We start from the raw sequence: 19,180 nt of genomic DNA, 5'->3' as shown, positions 1-19,180 counted from the left end.
GAGCCTTCATTAGATTCATGAGGTGCTTTTGCGAAAATGGGCTCCGATGCAGCTTTCATCGTGACACCAACACACATAGCCTCGCTTTTCATGCATAGTAGTGTCAATTTACCTTACACAAACAGCGACATTCGGCACATATGTTCAAAGAATTCAGTAGGTATTGCTGATCTTGACAGTAAATCCTAACCAATATATGCTAATTTATGTAATAAAAATTTACATATGGAGGGATCTGCATGTATGTGTCCGGAAACAGAAAACGGACCGCGCTAAAGGTTCTGGCGCCGCCTGTGCTATGTTGTTTGCTGCTTGGCAATACGCTGTCGGCGTATGCGCTGGATGCGAACGGGATGATCAGCGAAGCTTCCACCACGACGGCGGCCATGAACGATTTGAAAGCCGTCGCGGAAGAAGCCAAGCGCTTGAACTTGAAGGATTATCCGGCGGCTTACGCGGATAACGTGAAGTATGCCTTGTCGCTCGTCCAGACGATCACGCCGAACAATACGGTCGACAAAATCAACGAGACCAGGCTCATCCTGCGCGTCGCGCTGGATACGCTGACCATTGATTTGGAGAAATCCACGATCGAAGACATGCAGGCGATGGTGAAATCCAAGAAGCTGACGTACGAGAGATTGGTTAACATGTACATCGCCCGAATTAATTTGTACAATTCGCATTCCGTCAAATTGAACGCCGTCGCCATCATTAACCCCAATGCCATCCGATTGGCCAAGGAAAGCGACGCGGCGGTGAAGGCGGATCCTTCCAAGGCCGCGGGCATGTTCGGCATCCCGGTCCTTATCAAGGACAACATCGGCACGGCCGGCGCCGACGGGATGCCGACCACCGCCGGCTCCATCGCCCTTGCGAACAATTATCCCGAGCAGGATTCGTTCTTGGCGGGTCGGCTGAAGGCATCCGGCGCGATCATTCTGGGTAAGACCAACCTTTCCGAGTTCGCGAACTTCATCGCCCAAGGCATGAAAAGCGGCTATTCCACCTTGCATAGCCAAGTGCTGAACCCGTATTTGCCCGGCGTGCTCGATGTCTCCGGCTCATCCTCCGGCTCCGGCGCGGGCGGGGCGGCGGCGCTTGCCGCCATTACCATCGGCACGGAAACCTCCGGCTCCATCCTCTCTCCGTCCACCAATAACTCGCTCGTCGGGTTGAAACCGACCGTCGGCCTCGTGAGCCGCAACGGCATCATTCCGCTCTCGCACAGTCAGGATACGGCAGGCCCGATGGGGCGCGACGTTGCCGATGTTGCCGCCTTGCTGTCGGTCATGCAGGGCTACGATCCCAACGATCTGCATATCAATATGGGGGTCGACAACGAGATTCAAGTCGACGAAGCCTATCTCGACGCGCACATCGAGAACTACGCGGATTATCTGAAGAAGGACGGCCTGAAAGGCAAAGTGCTCGGCGTTTACAACATTCCCGACAAGGAAAAGCAGCCGGATACGTATGCCGAGTTCCAGAACGTCATTCGGATCCTCGAGGATCAAGGCGCCCGGATCGTGTATGCCGCCGGCGGCGGCCCCATGGTCGGCGAATTGCCTGCCGCCCCCGCGTCCAAAGTGCTCTATTACGACTTTAAGCAGGACATTGAAGCGTACTTGAAATCCCAGCAAAAGCCTATCCTCGCGAGCGACAATAAGACGGTCATCAAGAGCCTGCAGGACATCATCAACTACAACGGCACGCACCTGGATGTATTGAAATACGGCCAAAGCATCCTCCAACAATGCGTGGCGTACGACATGACGCCGGGCTCCCAGGATTACCGGGACTACCAAGCGCAGCGCGCGGCCGATATCGCGTATGCCAGGAAAAACGGAATCAATTATCTCTTGGACAAGTACAAGCTGGATGCGCTGATCGGGCTGAACGGAGCGACGACGGGCATAGCCGCCAAGGCAGGCTATCCAAGCATTACGGTGCCGGCAGGCTACCGCACGGCGGAGGGCAGCAACGGACAGCCGATTAATCTTCAAATCACGGGCGATGCGTTCACCGAGGATCAGCTTATCCAGATGGGATACGCCTTCGAACAGGCGACCAAAGCCCGCGTCGCGCCGGGAATGGCCGTGAAAGACCGGCTCAAGACGCTGCTTGACGATGCGTCCGCGCTCGGGATGAGCGGCAAAGCCTACGACGACGCGCTCGCCGTGTACGCCAGCAACTTCTCGACCCAACGCGAAGTGGATCACATGGTCAATGTGTTAAATGCCGCTCTCTATGCGTCATGGAGGCAACAATGGAAGTCGCTCTTTTAGGATAATCGCACGCTTGCCGCCGCGAGTGGCCGGAGCGGGGACAACGGAATTCGCGTCGCCCACCCGCTTTAATGCGTTAATGCGAAGAGGCTGCCGGTATCTCTCCCGGCAGCCTCTCCTGCATTCGCATTCCCCGCGTTTTTACGCGCGCTCATGAACCCGCATGTTTCTGATTCAACAGGACAATAAATTCGGTCGCCCCTTTCGGAAAGCTCCCCGCTTCATCGAATCCGTGCTTGCGGTATAGCCTGACGGCCCGCCGATTGAACGCCGCGACCGTTAACCGCAGCGGGACTTCCCCATGGATGAGCGCCAACGAGCCGAGCACGAAAGCGAAAAATTCGGATCCAAGCCCTCGGCCCGTAAGCTCCGGCCTCATACCGAGCCCGATGTCGAGATACGGTTCCGCGTAGACATAACTTTCGTTCGGAACCTGCGCGGAATTTCCGGCGCAAAAGCAGCCGACCAACGCATGCTCCGAGTCGAACACGGCGTAGTACGGGTTATCCGGATCCAGCATTTCCCGAATCGCTTCTTCCGAGGCATCATTGTCGTAAAAGCTGTACGGCTCTTCGTATTTCCAACGCGCGATCTCGTCCGCGTCCGCGCGCTTCATCGCTTCATACTGCAAGTACATCATCATCGGCCGCCTCCTTCCTAATCGCTCTCTACCAATTAGCCGTCCTTGTCCGAATTCCTTGTTAGGTATCCACATCCTATTAAAATCGTCCCCCAAGCTGCAGCATATGAAAACGCGAAAAAAGCCGCCGAGACATGCTCGGCGGCCTTTTCCGTAATCATAAGGGAAGGTTCCTGATTCCGTCTGGCCGGGAATCAGTAGGACGAGAGGTAGGATCCGCCGATGACGGTGATCGACGATATGCCCGGTCCGGTCCAGCCTACGGCGAGATTGTCCCCGCCCCCTCCTTCCTTGTGCAGCACTTCGAAATAATACGGCTGCCCCGCGGTCAGCGTCACTGCGCCGGATTGCTGCGTGGTGGATTTGTTCCATTCCCTTACGCCCGCGTATTCGTAGACGTTCGCGATCATGGCTTTGTTCGACGGGCTGTTGTTCGTGCTCAAGTAGAGCTGGCACTCGTCGTCGCCCGCGATGTAGAACGTGTACGAGCCCGACGCCGTCGGCGTGATGTAGCCCCGAATTCGCGTGCCGTAGTTGTCGCCCCAGTTCGTCGGTTCCTCCAGGCTCGTGAGCGCCGCAGTTCCGCTCGGCGTCGTGCCGGTCGGAATGGAAGTCACGGACGTGCCCGAGATTCCCGTCCAATATTCCTGCGTAACGCTTCCGCTGCCGCCGCCGGAAGCATTGGTCGTCACGGCCAGCGCGCTGCTGGCCGCCGATGCGTTGCCGGCCGCATCCTTCGCCTTCACCGTGAAGGTATACGCCGTGCCCGCGGACAATCCGCTCACCGTGAAGGACGTCCCGGACGTCGTGCCGGCCAGCGAGACGCCGTTATACACCTCGTAGCCCGTCACGCCGACGTTGTCGGTCGATGCCGACCACGAGAGACTGACGCTCGTTGCCGTCTTCGACGGCGACGTCAAGGCGCCCGGCGCGGTCGGCGCTTGCGTATCGCCGCCTCCGCCCCCGGAGCCGCCCATATTCACCTCGCAGGTTTTGTACGCGCCCGATATCGGGTCGCCGAAGGTGCTGTTGCCGCAGTATACGGAATTCGTGAACGTGCCGTAGTTATAGCTGCCGCTTGCGCCGTATCGCACTTCCTTCGTGCCGCTAAAGGCACATGTGTTGTTCTCCCCCGCGCAGAAGACCCAGTTGGCCGTCGACGAGGCGTCGGTCGTGACGTTCGCCGCATTGCTGGCCGCCGATACGTTGCCGGCCGCGTCCTTCGCTTTGACCGTGAACGTATAGGCCGTGCCGGCCGTCAGCCCCGTCACCGTGAAGGTCGTCGAAGTCGTGGAGCCCGCCAAATTCGCGCCGTTATAAACATCGTAACCCGCAACCCCGACGTTGTCGGTCGCGGCCGTCCACGACAGGCTGACGCTCGTGCTCGTCTTGGACGGCGAAGCGAGCCCGGTCGGCGCCGAAGGCGCCGTCGTATCCGACGACGAATTCGTCGTGACGCTGAGCGCGCCGCTCGCGAGCGATGCGTTGCCGGCCGCGTCCTTAGCCTTGACCGTGAACGTGTACGCCGTGTTCGCCGTCAGGCCGGATACCGTGAACGTCGTGCCGGACGTCACCGTGCCCGCCAGCGCCGAACCGTTGTAGACATCGTAGCCGGTCACCGCGATGTTGTCGGTGGAGGCCGTCCAGGAGAGCGTGACGGTGCTCGCCGTTTTCGACGGGGACGTCAGATTGGACGGCGCCGTCGGCGCTTGGGTATCGCCGCCTCCGCCGGTGCCCGCCAGATTCACCTCGCAGGATTTGTAGTAACCCGGAGCCGGGTCGCCGAATTGGTTGGTCGAGCACATCACGGAATTCGTGAACGTGCCGTAAGCATAGCTGCCGTTCGCGCCGAAGCGCACCTGCTTCGTGCCCGAGAAGCTGCACGTGTTGTTCTCGCCCGCGCAGAGCGTCCAGTTGGCGAGCGGTTCCGTCGTGACCGTCACGCCGTTGCTCGCGGCCGAGACGTTGTTCGATGCATCCTTTGCCTTGACGGTGAACGTGTACGCGGTGTTCGGCGCGAGGCCGCTCGCGACGAACGTCGTGCCGCTCGGCCCTGACGTGGAGCCGGCCAGCGTGGAGCCGTAATAGACGTCGTAGCCGGTTACGCCCACGTTATCCGACGAAGCGGACCAGGTCAAGCTGACGCTCGTATCCGTCTTGCCGGTGGAGGCCAGATTCGTCGGGGTCGTCGGCGGCTGCGTGTCGCCGGCGGCCGTCGTGACGTTCACCGTATTGCTGGCCGACGAGACATTGCCCGCCGCATCCTTCGCCCGGACCGTGAAGCTATACGCCGTGCTCGGCGTCAAGCCCGTTACGGTGTAGGTCGTCGCGCCCGCTCCCGACGCGGAGCCGATAAGCGCGCCGCCTTTATACACGTCGTAGCCGACGATGCCGACGTTATCCGCCGCGCCGGACCAAGCGAGATCGACGGTCACGTTGGACTTGGACGGCGAAGTCAGCGTCGGCGCCGTCGGCGCCTGCGTGTCCGGCGGACCGGCATAGACGTTGACCGTCTGCTCCTTCAAGCTCGCGCGCCCCGTGTTGTCCCAGACGACGAGCGTAACCCGGTACGTGCCGGCATTCTGGTAGGTATAGGTCGGGCTGACCGCGTTCACCGGCGGCCCCTCGCCAAGGTCCCAGAGGTTCTCCGCGATCGTGCCGTTGTCCGTGGACGAGTTCGTGAAGGTAATGGACTGCCCCAGCTGCACGCTGAGCGGCGCGCTGAAGTTGGCCGTCGGCTTCGGATCGCCGAAGCCGCGGCTGACCAATTGCGTGTTCGTGCCGTTGCCGCTCACCGTGTTGTTGCTCCATTCGAGATCCGCCGCCGCCGACGGGTATTGATCGATCGACGGTCCGCCGTTGCCCGTGATGACGTTATTAATGAAGCTGAGACGGTCCGTGCCGGACGCGCTCGTGATCTCGATCGCTTTCCGTCCGTTGTTGACGATCTGGTTGCTGTCGAACGTCAAATTCCGCGAATTGCCGTGAATCCGGATGGCATTGCCGTCATAGCCGGGATAGGCGGCCGCGGGATTGCCGATCGGACCGTTCTTGAACGTGTTCTTATAGAAGTACTGGAACTGCTCCGTTTCGCCCGTGTCCGCGCCCTGCAGCTGCATGCCCCACATGACCATGTTTTGAATCGTGTTGTAGCCCCAATATTGGTAGCCCGTGCCCGGGGATTGCTGCATGCCCACTTGCTGCCCGCCATCGACGAGATTGTCGGTCGTGACGCCGTGGGTGACCATGACTTCAAGTCCCATGCCCTGCACGGTACCGTCCGTCGTATGGACCGTATTGCGTCTGACCGCGATATTGTTGGAACGAACGGCGCTGATCCAGTGGTCGACGTTGTTGTCCTCGATGACCGAATAGTTGCAGTTCGTGTGCAGCTCGATCGACAGGCCGTGCTCGTGCAGGCCCGAGCCGGTGATCGTGTTGTTCTTCACGACCACGTTGTTGCACGTATCGTTGGCGAAGATGCCGCCGCGTCCCGTATTCGCGATCGTGTTGCGCAGGATCTTCGTGCCGTTGGAATTCCAGCCCGCGCGAATGGCGCCGCCCCACGAGGAATTCACGCCGATGTTCGTGAACGTATTGTCCGCGATCGTCGAGTTGTCCGTGCCGGAGAGCAGGACGCCGAACGGCGCGAACCCGTCCGCTTTGACCAAATCCTTGATGATATTATGATGAATGTTATGTCCGCTGCCCGGCTCCCCCCATATGCCGGAGACGACATGCGTGTTGTTGTTGCCGTCCAGCGTCAGCTGGGCAACCTCGACGCCCGTCGTATTGCTGAGCGTGATCATGTTGTTGTCCGTCGTGCCGCTGTACTTGATAATCGTCGTGTCCTTGCTTTGCCCGATCAGCTTGATGCCCGACTTGGCGTTGATCGTGCCGGTAATGTAGTACGTGCCGGCGGGAAAATAGACCGTGTCGCCGCTCGATGCGGCCGCGATGGCGTTCGCGATGCCCTGCAGGTCGTCCGTCGTATCGCCGCCGTTCGCCCCGTACGCGGTGACGTTCACCGTCGCGGCGAACGCCGACGGAAGCGGAATCACCGGCAGCATGGTCGCGAGAGCCAGCAGGATGCTGCCGAGCTTGCGGCGCGGCTTCCTTCCCAAAACGTTCGTCATTACTATTCAGCTCCTCTCGTATCTCGGTTCATCGGCTGACTGGTCTGCGTTGACGGCAGGTCCGATTGTGCCATGCCAAACAATGCCGCGTTCACCTCCTCCTCATTCGGAAGTATCGCTTACAAAGGCTATGGAAACTACTGTAAATTGCGCGAAAGCTTCCGGTATGGACTATGTTATTTGCGATTAACTCTTCCGCCGGCCTCCCGTGCGATCGCGCGGCGAATCAGCATGCCCGGACCCTGAAGCCGGACGCTAGCGGACGCCCGGGCAAGCAAAGCGCGCAGCAGCAAAAAGCGCAAGGCATCACGATACGCGATGCCTTGCGCTCCGCTGTTCGAGCAGTCAGGGGCTGCTCGATCCGCCGCCCGCGGCGGCCGTTCTTGCTGCGAACGGAACGTCCGGTCAGGTGGTTATGCCGGGCAAAAATCGATCGCCGCCGATTCGCGAACATCCGCGAAAGACCGGAACAGCTCGTTGCGGCTTGCGATGATTCGTTCCGCGCTTTGCCCGCCTTGGGCCCAGGTGCTGTGACAATCGCCCGCCACCGTCGTGCGATAGCCTAATTCGCTGGCGCGCCGGCTGGTTGCTTCGATGCACATATCCGTTTGCAGGCCCGCCACGACGACGTTAGCGATCCCGAGCTTGTCCAATTCCGCTTGGAGATTCGTCTCCCGGAACGCGTCGGGCACATGCTTCTGAATGACGATATCTCCCTCGACGGGCGCGATCAAGGGATGAATCTCCCAGCCCGGCGTATGGGATGCGAGCGGTTCGCCCTCGCCTTCGTTATGCTGGACGTAGATGACCGGGGTATCGCAAGCCCGCGCTTTCCGGATCAGCTCGCGCACGCGCTCGACCAGGCCTTGTCCGTCGTGAACCGGATCCGATTCCATGAACATGCCGTTTTGCACGTCGACGATCAGCAATGCGGTATCCTGATGCATGTACACACCTCATTTCATTGCTTTTTTGGCTTCACCTACATTATATACAAACATACGTTCTCGTTTCAATACATAATACGGCATCCGCGGCAAAACAAAAAACCCGTCCGCAATGGACGGGTGAATCTTCGTCGGTTAGATCGCTTGCGCTGCCGTTTCTTCGCGATGACCGGCTTTATTGGGCAAATAATGGATCGTTTTGATAAAACGGATCGTCTTGGTTTTGGCGCGCATCACGACGGAATGCGTCTGTGCCCGCTGGTTGGGGAGAAAGCTCACGCCTTCGAGAAATTCGCCGTTCGTCACGCCGGTGGCCGCGAAGATCACGTCGTCGTCGCCCACCAAATCGTCCATGGACAGCACCTTTACCGGATCGGCGATGCCCATCGCGACGCAGCGGTCGTATTGGGCCGTATCCTCCGGCATCAACCGGCCTTGAAATTCGCCGCCCAAGCATTTTAAAGCCGCGGCCGCGAGCACGCCTTCCGGCGCGCCTCCCGATCCGAGATAAAGATCGATTCCCGTCTCCGGGAAAGCGGGGGCGATGGCGCCGGCGACGTCGCCGTTCGACAGGAATTTGATTCGGACGCCGTTATCGCGCAGCGTTTGAATCAAGGCTTCGTGGCGTTCGCGCTCCAGCACCATGACGGTCAGATTGGACACCTTTTTCTGCAGCGCCGCCGCCGCTTTGGCCAGCGTGACTTCGACGGGATCGAGCAGACTGAGCTTGCCGGCCAAAGCGGGACCGACGGCGAGCTTCTCCATGTACATGTCCGGGGCATGCAGCAAATTCCCTTTGTTCGCGATCGCGATCACGGCCAGGGCGTTGTTCAACCCGTTGGCCACCAGCGTCGTGCCTTCCAGCGGATCCACCGCCACGTCTACTTCGGGGCCTTGCTGATTGCCGAGCTTCTCGCCGATGTACAGCATCGGCGCCTCGTCCATCTCCCCTTCTCCGATCACGACGGTTCCCTTGATGGATACGGAGTCGAACATCTCCCGCATCGCCGACGTCGCCGCTCCGTCCGCGCTGATCTTATCTCCCCTGCCGATCCAGGGCGCGGACTCCAATGCGGCCAATTCCGTCACCCGAACAACCTCCAGTGCCAATTCGCGTTCCATTATCTTCTCCGCCTTTCGCGATCCTCATGTATGGATATTCAGGCTCGGAATCAAGCCGTAATGCCGGACAACCATTTCACGGCGTGATGCACGCCTTCGAATTCATGATGCTGCCATTTTTTCGCGTTTCGCCGGCTCGGCGTTTTGCCCTTGCCGCCGTCCGTGACATGCTTGACGGGATTAACGGTCGCCGCGTATTGAATGCCGGCATTGAGCAGGCGGGGCAGCCATTCTTCGGCCAGCCATTTGGTATCTTCCGCCAGGACCAGGATATGGCTGCTGTCGAACAATGCTTTCTTCGCTTTCTTCATGACGGCCAATTCGATCATCTTGTCCAGCGGCTCGCGGAACTCGTCCCCTTGCGCGAAGGAATTCCAGGTAATCACGACGGATTCGATGGCTTCGTCCCAGTAGATATGGGCTTTATCGGATGTATAGTAGTTTGTCATTATCGTTCACTCCCACTAGTAATGGATTGCTGTATGTTTGATTTGATTTCTTGTACAAATTGAGCGGCTTCAACTCGTAGTTCCACTATAATACGAAATGCGCCCATTCATGTAATACATAATTTCCACAGGAGCTATAGACTCGGTCTATGGGCAATTCCTCGTAAGCGTCTGCCGAAGGTCCCATCGCGCGATTCTTCGTCTATTCATTCGCGGGCAAACGAATAAGGACCCGCAGCATGCGCCGCGGGCCGTGATTGCAGGATTTACAAAATCTCTCCTCAAGCGAGACGCATGACCGCAGACGCGTCAATCCGCATCGAGCGCCTCAGCATTCCGCGTTCGTCATCTCGTTGGTGAACATCCGCTTGTACTCGCCCGGTGACAGCTTGCCGGCTTCCGCCGGCGCATAATGGAATTGCAGCGCGCGCCTGCGGAGTTCGGAGAAATTGAACGGCGTGCCGTGGTAAAGCAAGCCGTGAAAGAACAACGCGCCGCCCGGCTTGAGCGGGATCGCGACGTCTCTGTCCACCGGCACGTTGGCATCGCAGAGCTGCCAATCGCGAACGGCGTAATGCGGCGCCGCGCCATCCATGTGGGAACGCGGTATGACATGCATGCAGCCGTTGTCGATCCCGGCTTCGTCCAAAGCGATCCACACGCCGACCACCGCTTTCTCGTACGCGAGGTTGCCGTATGCCATATCCTGATGCCACGGCTTCTCGCCTCCGCCGTGCGGCGGTTTGAGCAGCGCCTGATCCTGAGCCAGCTTGGACTGCGCGCCCAGCAGCTTTTCGACGACGGCGGCGATCGCCGGACTGTGCGCGGCCGCATGCAGCACCGGATCCGCGTCGACGTAATCGTACACCTTGCGAACGGCAAGCTCGCGCTCCTCGTCGGTATGCAGCTCGCTTTGGGGCTTCGTGAATTGAATCTTCGCTTTCGTATCCGGATCGAAGATATGGCCCATGATCGCCGCGATGCAGGCGTTGACCTCATCGGGGCCAAGCACCCCGTCGATCGCGACGAAGCCTTGCTCCCGATAGTGAAGGACATGCTCGTCCGTGAAGGCCGAGACGGACGGCAGCGGCGCGTGCTGCCTGCCGAACCGGTACATGCGGCCGTTGATTTCTTCGGCATTTTGTAAATTTGCGCGTGACATCGGCACACTCCCCATTTCGTTTTGACAGGTTATTTGATACGCTAATCGTAGCGCGGAAGCGCATGCAAGAAAATGGAGGGAACCGACGCATTTTTGTCAAAACATGCTGTTTCCCGCCTAGAGAGGAGCACTGCCCGTGCATACGATTCGCTGCGCAAGCTCGTTCGGCAAAGCCAGGTGCGAGCGGGGCTGGGTATGGTCGCCCAAGCTCCCCCTGCACGACTACGACCTCTGGTACGCCATGGACGGCAAAGGGGAAATGCGAATCAACGAGGAGCGTTATCCCATCGGCAAAGGCTCCTGCTTCCTGATTCGTCCCGGCGATGCCGTTCACGCCGCGCAGGACGACAACCAGCGGCTGACCGTGATTTTCATTCACTTCACGCTGGACGAGGTTGCCGGTCCGGAGCTCCCGGGCCGGCATGCGAAGTTCGAGGATACGGCCCTGCCCGAGACATGCCTGCAGCGGATGCTCGACGTGCAGCAGCGCGGGGAAGCCGCGAAGGAGGAAGAATTCGAGCTGCTTATGCGCCTCGTGCTGCTCCATATGCGGCGGCAGGAGGAAGCCGTTCACGCGCCGATCTCGGCCATGCACAAGCAGCTCGTCCATAAGGTCATCGACGAATTGGCCGAGCATCACGGCATCGCCGTCACGGTGGCCGGCCTCGCATCGGCTTACGGCGTCTCGCCGCGGCACTTGAGCCATTTGTTCAAGACCTATACCGGTTATTCCTTGAAAACGTACATGACCCGCGTGCGCATGGAACGGGCCCGGTTTTTGCTTGCCGAAACGGCGATGAACATCACCGAAGTCTCGCACGCGCTCGGTTACGCGGATATTTATCATTTCAGCAAGGCGTTCAAGCAGCATTGCGGCGCCCCGCCGACCCGTTTCCGGTTCAAGGGGCGCTCCGCCGCGAGCCATTACGGCGAACCGCCGTCCTGAATGGCAGCGAGCCTGCGGGAGATGCCGGCAGCGCATGCGAAAAGCCCGCCTGACGGGCAGGCGGGCGGGTGAACGATCTGGCGGCAAAGCTGCAATGAAGGCTGACGCGCGGCCGATTCGATGGCCGAAAGCCGCAGCTTGACGATTGAAAACGGCGCCGGGCGGCCATCCGCCGCGTGCCGTACCGGCCGCCTCTTTCGGCGGCAAGCCCGACTTTCGCGACTTGGCCTATGAACATTCCGTCACGCTCGCCCCCGGATTCCGGCGATCTCTTCGCCGATGCTGCGGATGAGCCCGTCGAACCACGGCTTCCCTTGGGGGAACCAGCGTCTCGCCGCCTGCGCGTACCAAGCGATGTGCAGGAAATGATACAGCTGCACGATTCCGCCGGGCACGTGCCGCGCCGGATCGATGCCGAGAGAGATCAACAGCGTCGCGGTATCCAGCGCCGAAGGACCGAGAATCGGACGCTGCCAGTCCAGCACCCGGCAGCCGTCCGGCGTGACCAGGACGTTCTCGGCTTTCAGATCGGCATGGACGAGGCCGGTCTGTCCCTCGAACGCTTCCCTCACCGACGGGCTTTCGCTCCACCTCGCGAGGTCGTCCACGAGCGCGAGATCCGTCCGGCGGAACCCGCCTTCGCCGATTAAGGCGCGCAGATCCTCCCAGACCAGGTCCATGTATGCCGTCCAGCGCGCTTCCGTGGACAGATCCGCCATGACCGGCGGCGAACCGCCGATCGCCGCGATCCGCAGCGGAAGCTCGGCGGCGATCGCCGCCAGCGCCGGCTCCTCCAGACGAAGATCGCTCAAGCGCGGCGCGTCGAGCTCTTCCAGGATCAGAGCGGGCGGATGGTCAAGCGCCTCCGCGATCCGCGCGGGTACGAGCAGCTCCGACCTTGCCCGGGCGTAGAAATCGGGCTCGACCGTCGGCGGGGCTTGCGCCTTGTAGATGCAGCGGACGCCGCCCGCGGTTCGGACGCGCTGGACGCAGGATAGCGGCCATTCGTGAATGACGACCCGCTCCGTCACGGGGCTCCCGAGCAATTCCCCGAGTTCGTCGTCGTCGTGCAGCCAAAGCGGATATTCAGGATGCCGATACAAAGCCGTGTTGCCCCCTCTCGCGGAATCCGGCAGCACCGGAACGCCGCCATGACGCGCGCCGCTCCGAGCGCGCGTCATGGCGGCGAAGGCGTCGCTCTGCGAAGCGCTGCACCGCATCGGCGGTCGCTTACCATCGGCCGGCGCGGCTTCCGCGTTCTTCTGCATCCCGAGCACGGGACGTTGGCGGCGTCGACCGCGCTTCCGCAGTCTGCGTATATTCCGTCTTCCTCCTAAAGTTCGAGCACGGGACTTCCTTCTCCTCTTAGCCCGACACCGGAATCGGCGAATAGTTGCCTGCCCGGTAGATCATCTCCGTCAGCTTGACGACCTTAAGCGCGAACGCGCCGGAGACCGCGACCTCCCGCCGTCCGAGAACGGCATCGACGAAACTCTTGTCCTGGTTCGTCGTCTGGAGCGGCAGCTGCGGCACGACCGGCTCCTCGCGCAGCCGGCGGACCGTGATATTCCCGTTGTCGTAGAAGATGCCGCCGGTCTCGCCGCAGAACGCGTACGTCTCGTGCCAGCACGGCGCGTGGCCGATGATGTTCAAGCCGGCAACCGAGTCCTCCGCGAAGCGTATCGACGTGAACGAATCGATCTCGACCGGCGTCCCCTGCTGATGCATGACGGTATGCACCTCGACCGGCGTCAATCCCGTCGTCCACAGCAGCACGTCGACGATATGGCTGCCGGAATCCATCAGCATGCCGCCGCCGGACAACGCGGGATTTTTCCGCCAAGAAGTCTTCCCGCCCTGCGCCCAGCCTTGATAAAGCGAAGCCGTCACGGACGTCAGCCTGCCGATCGTGCCGCTGTCGATGGCTTCCTTGATGTACAGGAATTCCGGCTGAAAATGCCGCTGGTACGAGACCTGCATGATCTTCCCGGACAGCTCCGCGATGCGCAGCAGCTCCTCCGCCTCCGCCGACGAGCAGGTCATCGGCTTCTCGATCAGCACGTGCAGGCCTGCGCGCAGCACGTCGCCCGCCTGACGGAAATGCAGCGTGTGCGGCGAACAAATGATGGCCGCGTCCAGCCCGGCCCCGTCCAGCATCGCGATATGGTCCGCGAACTGCGCCACCCCCTCGAGCGGAAAATTCGCCAGAAACCGCTGGCGGCTCTCCTCGCTCGGATCGGCGATGGCGACGATCTCCGCGTCCTCGGACAGCTCGAGCAGCTGCCTGGCGTGCAAGCTTGCGATGCCCCCGGTCCCGATGAAACCGATGCGAACTTTGCCCATATCCTATGCACTCCTTCTGCGAATTATTTGATGCCGGAGAACGTGATCCCCCGGATGAACGCCTTTTGCACGACGAAGTACAAGATGATGACCGGGAGCGTGATCATCGCGCTGGTCGCCATCATCAGCTGCCATTCGGCGCCGTGCTGCGTCTTGAACGACGAGAGGCCGAGCATCAGCGTATACTGCGTCTCGTCCGAGAGGTAGATGAGCGGCCCCTGGTAATCGGTCCAGCTCCCGATGATCTGGAACAGCGCGACCGTCAGCAGCGCGGGCTTGCAAAGCGGCAGCATGATCTGCGCGTAGATCCGCATCTCCGAAGCCCCGTCGATGCGTCCCGCGTCCTCCAGCTCCTTGGGCAAGCCCATGAAGAACTGCCGCAGCAGGAAGATATAGAACGGCGCCCCGAAGAACGCCGGCAGCCAGAGCGGCACGTTCGTCCCGACCCAGCCCAAGTTTTTGAACACGATGAAGATCGGGATCATCGTCACCTGATAGGGCAGCATCATGACGATCAGCGTCAGGCCGAACAGCGGCTTCGAGCCCTTCCACGGAATGCGCGCCAGGCTGTAGGCGACGAGCGGGCAGGAGAACAGGATGCCGACCGTCGCGAGCACCGTGATGGTCAAGGTATTGCCCAAATACGTGAAAAACGGAAAATAGCTGATCGCGTCCGGGAAGTTGCTCCACATCAGGGTGCTTGGAATCCATTTCGGCGGCCAGAGGAACAGCTCTTCGTTCGGTTTCAGCGAGGTGGACAGGATCCACAGGAACGGCGACAGGAAGAAAATGCCGAACACGATGAGGAAGAGATGGGTGACGGCGTTCTTGATCGTGCGAAGACTGCGGGTTTTCATCGGTCACGACTCCTTTCCCTGGTAGTGAACCCAGCGTTTCTGCGAGACGAAGATCAGGATCGTCAGGACGAGTACGATGAGGAACAGAATCCATGCCATCGCGGAGGCGTATCCCATCTTCAGGTACAGGAACGCGTTCTGGTACAGGTACATGACGTAGAACATGAGCGAGCCGGCGGGAGCCCCGGTTCCGTTGGTCAGCGTGTACGGCAGGACGAAGTTCTGCATCGTGCCGATCACGCCCATGATCAGGTTGAAGAAGATGACCGGCGTCATCAGCGGCAGCGTGATATGCCTCAGCTTGCGCGCCGTGCTCGCGCCGTCCACGTCGGCGGCGTCGTAATAATCCTGGGGGATGTCCTGCAAGCCGGCCAAATAGATGACGATGGCTTGGCCGACGCCCCATAAGCTCATCAGAATGAGCGACGGCTTCGCCCAGTGCTCGTCGCCGAGCCACGGCGGTCCGGAGATTCCGATCTTCTCGAGCCAGTAGTTGACGAGCCCGAACTGCGGGTTCAGCAGCCACATCCAGATGATCGTCGTCGCGACCGCGGGCACGAGGCTCGGGATGAAGAACAGCGTCCGATAGATGCCTTGGCCCCGGATCTTCGTATTGAGCAGGAGCGCGAGCGCGACGCCGACGGCGATGTTGAGCGGCACGGAGATGAGCGTGTAGTACAACGTATTGTAAATGCTGATGCGGAACGTATTGTCGCTCATCAGTTCCTTGTAATTCCCGATCCCGACCCATTGGCCCGCGTCCAGGATGCTGTAGCTCGTAAAGCTGTAATAGATGGACATGACGAGCGGATAGGCGCTGAAGATCAGGATGCCAAGCATCCACGGCAATGCGAACAATACGCCGTACAGCGTCAATTTCCGCTTGTAAGAAGACTTGGACTTGATTTTCGGAATGGCGTTTAGCGTCGGTGCCGTCACCGGATTTTCGTTCGCGGCCATGTGATTCGTACCTCCCGGATCGAAAGGCGCCCCGGGCCGGTTTTCGTTAACGAGCGGTTGCGCCCGCGTCGCCCGGAAGCGCCTTTACCGTTTTATTTCGTGATCTTCGCGAGTTCGGTATTGACGTTCTTTTTCACTTCGTCGAGCAGCGCCTGCGGCTGGCCTTTGCCGTTGATGGCGAGGTCCTGCACCCGGAACATCTCGTCCCACAGCTTCTGGCCGACCGGCGTGACCGGGCGGAATTTCGCGTTCGGCATCAGGTCGAGGAACACCTTCAGATTCGGGTTGTCGTTCATTTTCATCTCCTCGTTGACCTTCGGCATCGCCGTGATGTCGTTGCCCGCGTTCGGCCGCTTCGCCCACAGCAGCGTGCCGTCGTGGCCGGCGATGAATTTCATCAGCGTCCATGCCGCTTCCTTGTGCTTCGCGCCTTTCGGCATGACGTAGGCGAACCCGCCGGACCAGGTCGTCGGCTCGTAGCCCTCCGGCGCCGGCAGCGGCGTGACGCCCCACTCGAACGTCGGCTTCGTCTTCGCCAGGTCGTTCAGAATCCAGTTGCCGTCGACGATGAAGCCGACCTTGCCCGTCCAGAACGGATTGAGGCCGGTCTGGCCCATGGCGTTCGAGAAGCTCGACAGGTTCGCGATGTCGTATTTCTTCGCGTAGCCGGCCATCCACTCCAGCGCTTTGACGTTCTGCGGATCGTTCGGCGTCAGCTGTCCGTTGTCTTCGAATTTGCCGCCCCAGTTCCAGGAATAGGAATAGATCGAGCCTTGGTTCATCCACGGAATGAAGCCGACGGTATCGAACTTGCCGTTGCTGCCTTTCTTGAAGATCTGCTCCGCCATATGATCCAGCTCGTCGATCGAGGCCGGCGGCTTGTTCGGGTCGAGTCCGGCTTCCTTCATCAGCGTTTTATTGTAATACATCGCCCGGTCGTCCGTTCCCCACGGGAGGGCGTACGTTTTGTTGTCGTAATTGGCTTCCGCCCATACCGCGGGATAGTAATCGTCCTTGCTGATATTATCCTGTTCGGTCAGCGGCGTCAGATCTTCGAGCGAGCCCTTCGCGGCCCACGAGCCGACCATGAACCGGTCGAGCTGCGCGACGTCGGGAGGATTGCCGCCCGCGATCGAGGTGAGCAGCTTGTCCGTGCCTTCCACGTAGGTCATTTTCACCTTGATGTTCGGGTATTTCTTCTCGAATTCGTCGATGACGTACTTCTGGTAGTCCTTCTTGAAATCGCCGCCCCAGTTGACCCAGAAATCGATGGTTTCCTGCTTATCCCCGCTTGCGCCGGCGTTGCCAGCCTCGCCCGCTTCACCGTTAGCCGCGTTGCCGCCGCTGCCGGAATTCCCGCTGCTGCAGCCTGTCATGACAACGACGGACGCAAGGGCAATAGCCGAGATGCCGTTGAACAATTTCCACTTTTTCATTTGAATCCTCCCTAGTCATGATTGAATTCCATTTAATTGTAAGCGCGTTCACGAGCGAAGTAAGGAGGGTGATTTTTGTTTTTACCGTGCTCGTTTTTGTCGGTTTCGGCATCGACCACCGGCAGAAGCATCGTCACGCGCGTGCCCGCGCCCGGCTCGCTTTCGATTTCCAGTCCGTATTCGGGGCCGTAGGTGACCTTGAGCAGCGAGTTGATGTTCTTCATGGCGAAGTTGCTTCCCTCGCGGATCGTCTCGCCGTCCTGCAGCACGTCCCGGATCTCGCGCAATTTATCCGGATGCATGCCTACGCCGTCGTCGGTCACGACGAAGCGCAGTCCGTCCTCCGTCCGCGTCCACGATACGTTCACCGATCCTGGTCCGCGCTTCTTCTCGATCCCGTGGAAAATCGCGTTCTCCACGATCGGCTGAAAGGCGAATTTGAGCACCTCGCAGTCCAGCAGCCCGCGGTCCGCGGTCATGGTCATGGCGATGCGTTCGCCGAACCTGACCTTCTGGATCTCGCAATAATGCTCGATCAAGGCGATGATTTCCCTGACCTTCACGAACTCCCTGCCTTCGCTTAGGCTGATCCGAAAATAGCTGGAAAGCGAATCGATCATCGTGTTGATCTCGTTCACCTTGTAAATCTTCGCGATCCAATGGATCGAATCGAGCGTGTTGTACAAGAAATGCGCGTTGATCTGGGAGGCGAACATCTTCAGCTGCAGCTCCTTCTGCAGCAGGCGCTGCACGTAAAGCTCGTCGATCAGCTCCTTGATGCGGGCGATCATCGTATTGAAGCCGCGGGACAAGAGGCCGAATTCATCCTTGCGGGAAGCCAGGATCTGAATGTCGAAATTGCCTTCCCTCGCCGCCTGCATTCCTTTCAACAGGCGCTGGACCGGCTTGTTCACCTGCCAGGCCGCGAACGAGGCATAGCCGAGCGCGACGGCCATGAAGCCTGCCGCCAGGTAGAACGTGAACCAGCCGAGCATCCGCGACTCCCGCACGAGCGCCTGCGCGGGTATCAGCCCGACGAGATTCCAGCCGTTCGTCAGCCGGGTATGCGTCACCATCACCCGCTCGTCGCCGATTCGCTGCGTACGGATGGCCGAATCCGGAGCGGACAGATGGAATGGTATCGGTTCCAGAAGCCGGCTTGCGTCAGACTGACCGACGATCCGGTCATGGCCGTCGACGATCATGGAGGTGCCCACGTCGCCCAGATCGATCTGCGACAGGATCGTCGCCGGATCGATCTCGATCAGCATGACGCCGATGGTGCGATTCAAATTGTTCAAGTCCTTGATCGCCCTGCCGAAGCAAAATACCGGCCCTTGCCACCGCTCGTCCGCCCAAGGCTTCGGAACGAGCGACTGCCGCATCCCGAACCAGACGACCTTGCCGTCGCCCGCGACGATATCGCGGTACCACGGCGCCGACCGGATCGCGTCCGTCGTGCGGGGAATCGTCATGTAGCCCGTGGAATACTTGAACGAATTCGCATCCTCGCCGAAGATGTACAGGTTAACCAGATCGTTCTTGGAGTTCAGCATATTGGCGATAAATTCGCCGGTCTCCTTATTCGTCGACTCCCGGTCGTAATTATCCGTGAAGTCGTCCATGATGCCTTGCTGCAGCTTCTTGCTGCCGAGCAGATAGAAGGATCGCGTGCCGTATTCCTCCATGATGAGATCGAGGCGTTCGCCGGATTGCTGGATCGTCTGTTGGGTGATGGAGCCGACCTTGTCTTGGATGATGGTGGTCGATTTGTCGTAGAAATAATAGCCCATGATCGCGATGCTGACGGATATGCCCACGAAGCAAAGCAGGAACAAGCGGTGCGCGACGGAGGTCCATTGGTATTTCGGCAGCCGTTTCATGTCCGGGTCCC

The 19,180-nt window shown here is 60.0% G+C and carries 14 protein-coding genes; 2 read left to right on the top strand and 12 right to left on the bottom strand.

The window, feature by feature from the left end:
* Window positions 1-239 precede the first annotated feature (239 nt).
* Window positions 240-2,288 carry an amidase family protein gene (locus tag GT019_RS28305; RefSeq protein WP_161746808.1) on the top strand — a complete coding sequence of 683 codons (2,049 nt, stop codon included), beginning with the start codon at window positions 240-242 and terminating at the stop codon, window positions 2,286-2,288.
* Window positions 2,289-2,439: 151 nt separating this feature from the next.
* On the opposite strand, the gene GT019_RS28300 is transcribed toward GT019_RS28305, so the two are convergent.
* The 6 genes from GT019_RS28300 to GT019_RS28255 form a co-directional block, all read right to left on the bottom strand.
* The gene (locus tag GT019_RS28300) at window positions 2,440-2,931 is read right to left on the bottom strand and encodes a GNAT family N-acetyltransferase (protein ID WP_235949568.1); all 492 of its coding nucleotides are present in this window, start codon (window positions 2,929-2,931) and stop codon (window positions 2,440-2,442) included.
* A 191-nt stretch (window positions 2,932-3,122) separates the two neighbouring features.
* Window positions 3,123-7,064: a fibronectin type III domain-containing protein gene (locus tag GT019_RS32140; RefSeq protein ID WP_235949567.1), complete on the bottom strand. Its 3,942-nt coding sequence runs from the start codon at window positions 7,062-7,064 to the stop codon at window positions 3,123-3,125.
* Between the two features lie 413 nt (window positions 7,065-7,477).
* Window positions 7,478-8,011 (bottom strand): cysteine hydrolase family protein, encoded by a 534-nt coding sequence (locus GT019_RS28270; RefSeq protein WP_161746807.1) that lies wholly within the window; start codon window positions 8,009-8,011, stop codon window positions 7,478-7,480.
* A 135-nt stretch (window positions 8,012-8,146) separates the two neighbouring features.
* The gene (gene glpX / locus GT019_RS28265) at window positions 8,147-9,133 is read right to left on the bottom strand and encodes a class II fructose-bisphosphatase (RefSeq protein WP_161746806.1); all 987 of its coding nucleotides are present in this window, start codon (window positions 9,131-9,133) and stop codon (window positions 8,147-8,149) included.
* 50 nt (window positions 9,134-9,183) lie between these two features.
* On the bottom strand, window positions 9,184-9,582 hold the full coding sequence (locus tag GT019_RS28260; RefSeq protein WP_161746805.1) for a hypothetical protein: 399 nt from the start codon (window positions 9,580-9,582) through the stop codon (window positions 9,184-9,186).
* Window positions 9,583-9,910: 328 nt separating this feature from the next.
* Complete coding sequence (locus GT019_RS28255) at window positions 9,911-10,744, bottom strand: phytanoyl-CoA dioxygenase family protein (RefSeq protein WP_161746804.1); 834 nt, start codon at window positions 10,742-10,744, stop codon at window positions 9,911-9,913.
* A gap of 136 nt (window positions 10,745-10,880) precedes the next feature.
* Between GT019_RS28255 and GT019_RS28250 the strand changes: the two genes are divergently transcribed.
* On the top strand, window positions 10,881-11,690 hold the full coding sequence (locus GT019_RS28250) for an AraC family transcriptional regulator (protein ID WP_161746803.1): 810 nt from the start codon (window positions 10,881-10,883) through the stop codon (window positions 11,688-11,690).
* 242 nt (window positions 11,691-11,932) lie between these two features.
* On the opposite strand, the gene GT019_RS28245 is transcribed toward GT019_RS28250, so the two are convergent.
* The 6 genes from GT019_RS28245 to GT019_RS28220 all read right to left on the bottom strand — a co-directional run bounded on the left by GT019_RS28245 (window position 11,933) and on the right by GT019_RS28220 (window position 19,169).
* Complete coding sequence (locus GT019_RS28245; protein WP_161746802.1) at window positions 11,933-12,910, bottom strand: phosphotransferase; 978 nt, start codon at window positions 12,908-12,910, stop codon at window positions 11,933-11,935.
* Window positions 12,911-13,055: 145 nt separating this feature from the next.
* Window positions 13,056-14,033, bottom strand: a complete 978-nt coding sequence (locus GT019_RS28240) for a Gfo/Idh/MocA family protein (RefSeq protein ID WP_161746801.1) — start codon at window positions 14,031-14,033, stop codon at window positions 13,056-13,058.
* A 23-nt stretch (window positions 14,034-14,056) separates the two neighbouring features.
* Entirely contained in the window at window positions 14,057-14,890 is an 834-nt protein-coding gene (locus tag GT019_RS28235) for a carbohydrate ABC transporter permease (RefSeq protein ID WP_161746800.1), read from the bottom strand.
* A 3-nt stretch (window positions 14,891-14,893) separates the two neighbouring features.
* Complete coding sequence (locus GT019_RS28230) at window positions 14,894-15,850, bottom strand: carbohydrate ABC transporter permease (protein ID WP_161746799.1); 957 nt, start codon at window positions 15,848-15,850, stop codon at window positions 14,894-14,896.
* Between the two features lie 92 nt (window positions 15,851-15,942).
* Window positions 15,943-17,286, bottom strand: coding sequence for an ABC transporter substrate-binding protein (locus GT019_RS28225; protein ID WP_161746798.1), 1,344 nt, complete (start codon window positions 17,284-17,286; stop codon window positions 15,943-15,945).
* Between the two features lie 32 nt (window positions 17,287-17,318).
* Window positions 17,319-19,169, bottom strand: a complete 1,851-nt coding sequence (locus GT019_RS28220) for a cache domain-containing sensor histidine kinase (RefSeq protein ID WP_161746797.1) — start codon at window positions 19,167-19,169, stop codon at window positions 17,319-17,321.
* Window positions 19,170-19,180 lie beyond the last annotated feature (11 nt).

Origin of the sequence: Paenibacillus glycinis (genome assembly GCF_009909185.1) — a bacterium.
In the GTDB taxonomy this organism is placed as follows: domain Bacteria; phylum Bacillota; class Bacilli; order Paenibacillales; family Paenibacillaceae; genus Paenibacillus_Z; species Paenibacillus_Z glycinis.
Note: the sequence above shows the minus strand (reverse complement) of the source record. Positions and strands in the feature narration are given on the sequence as shown.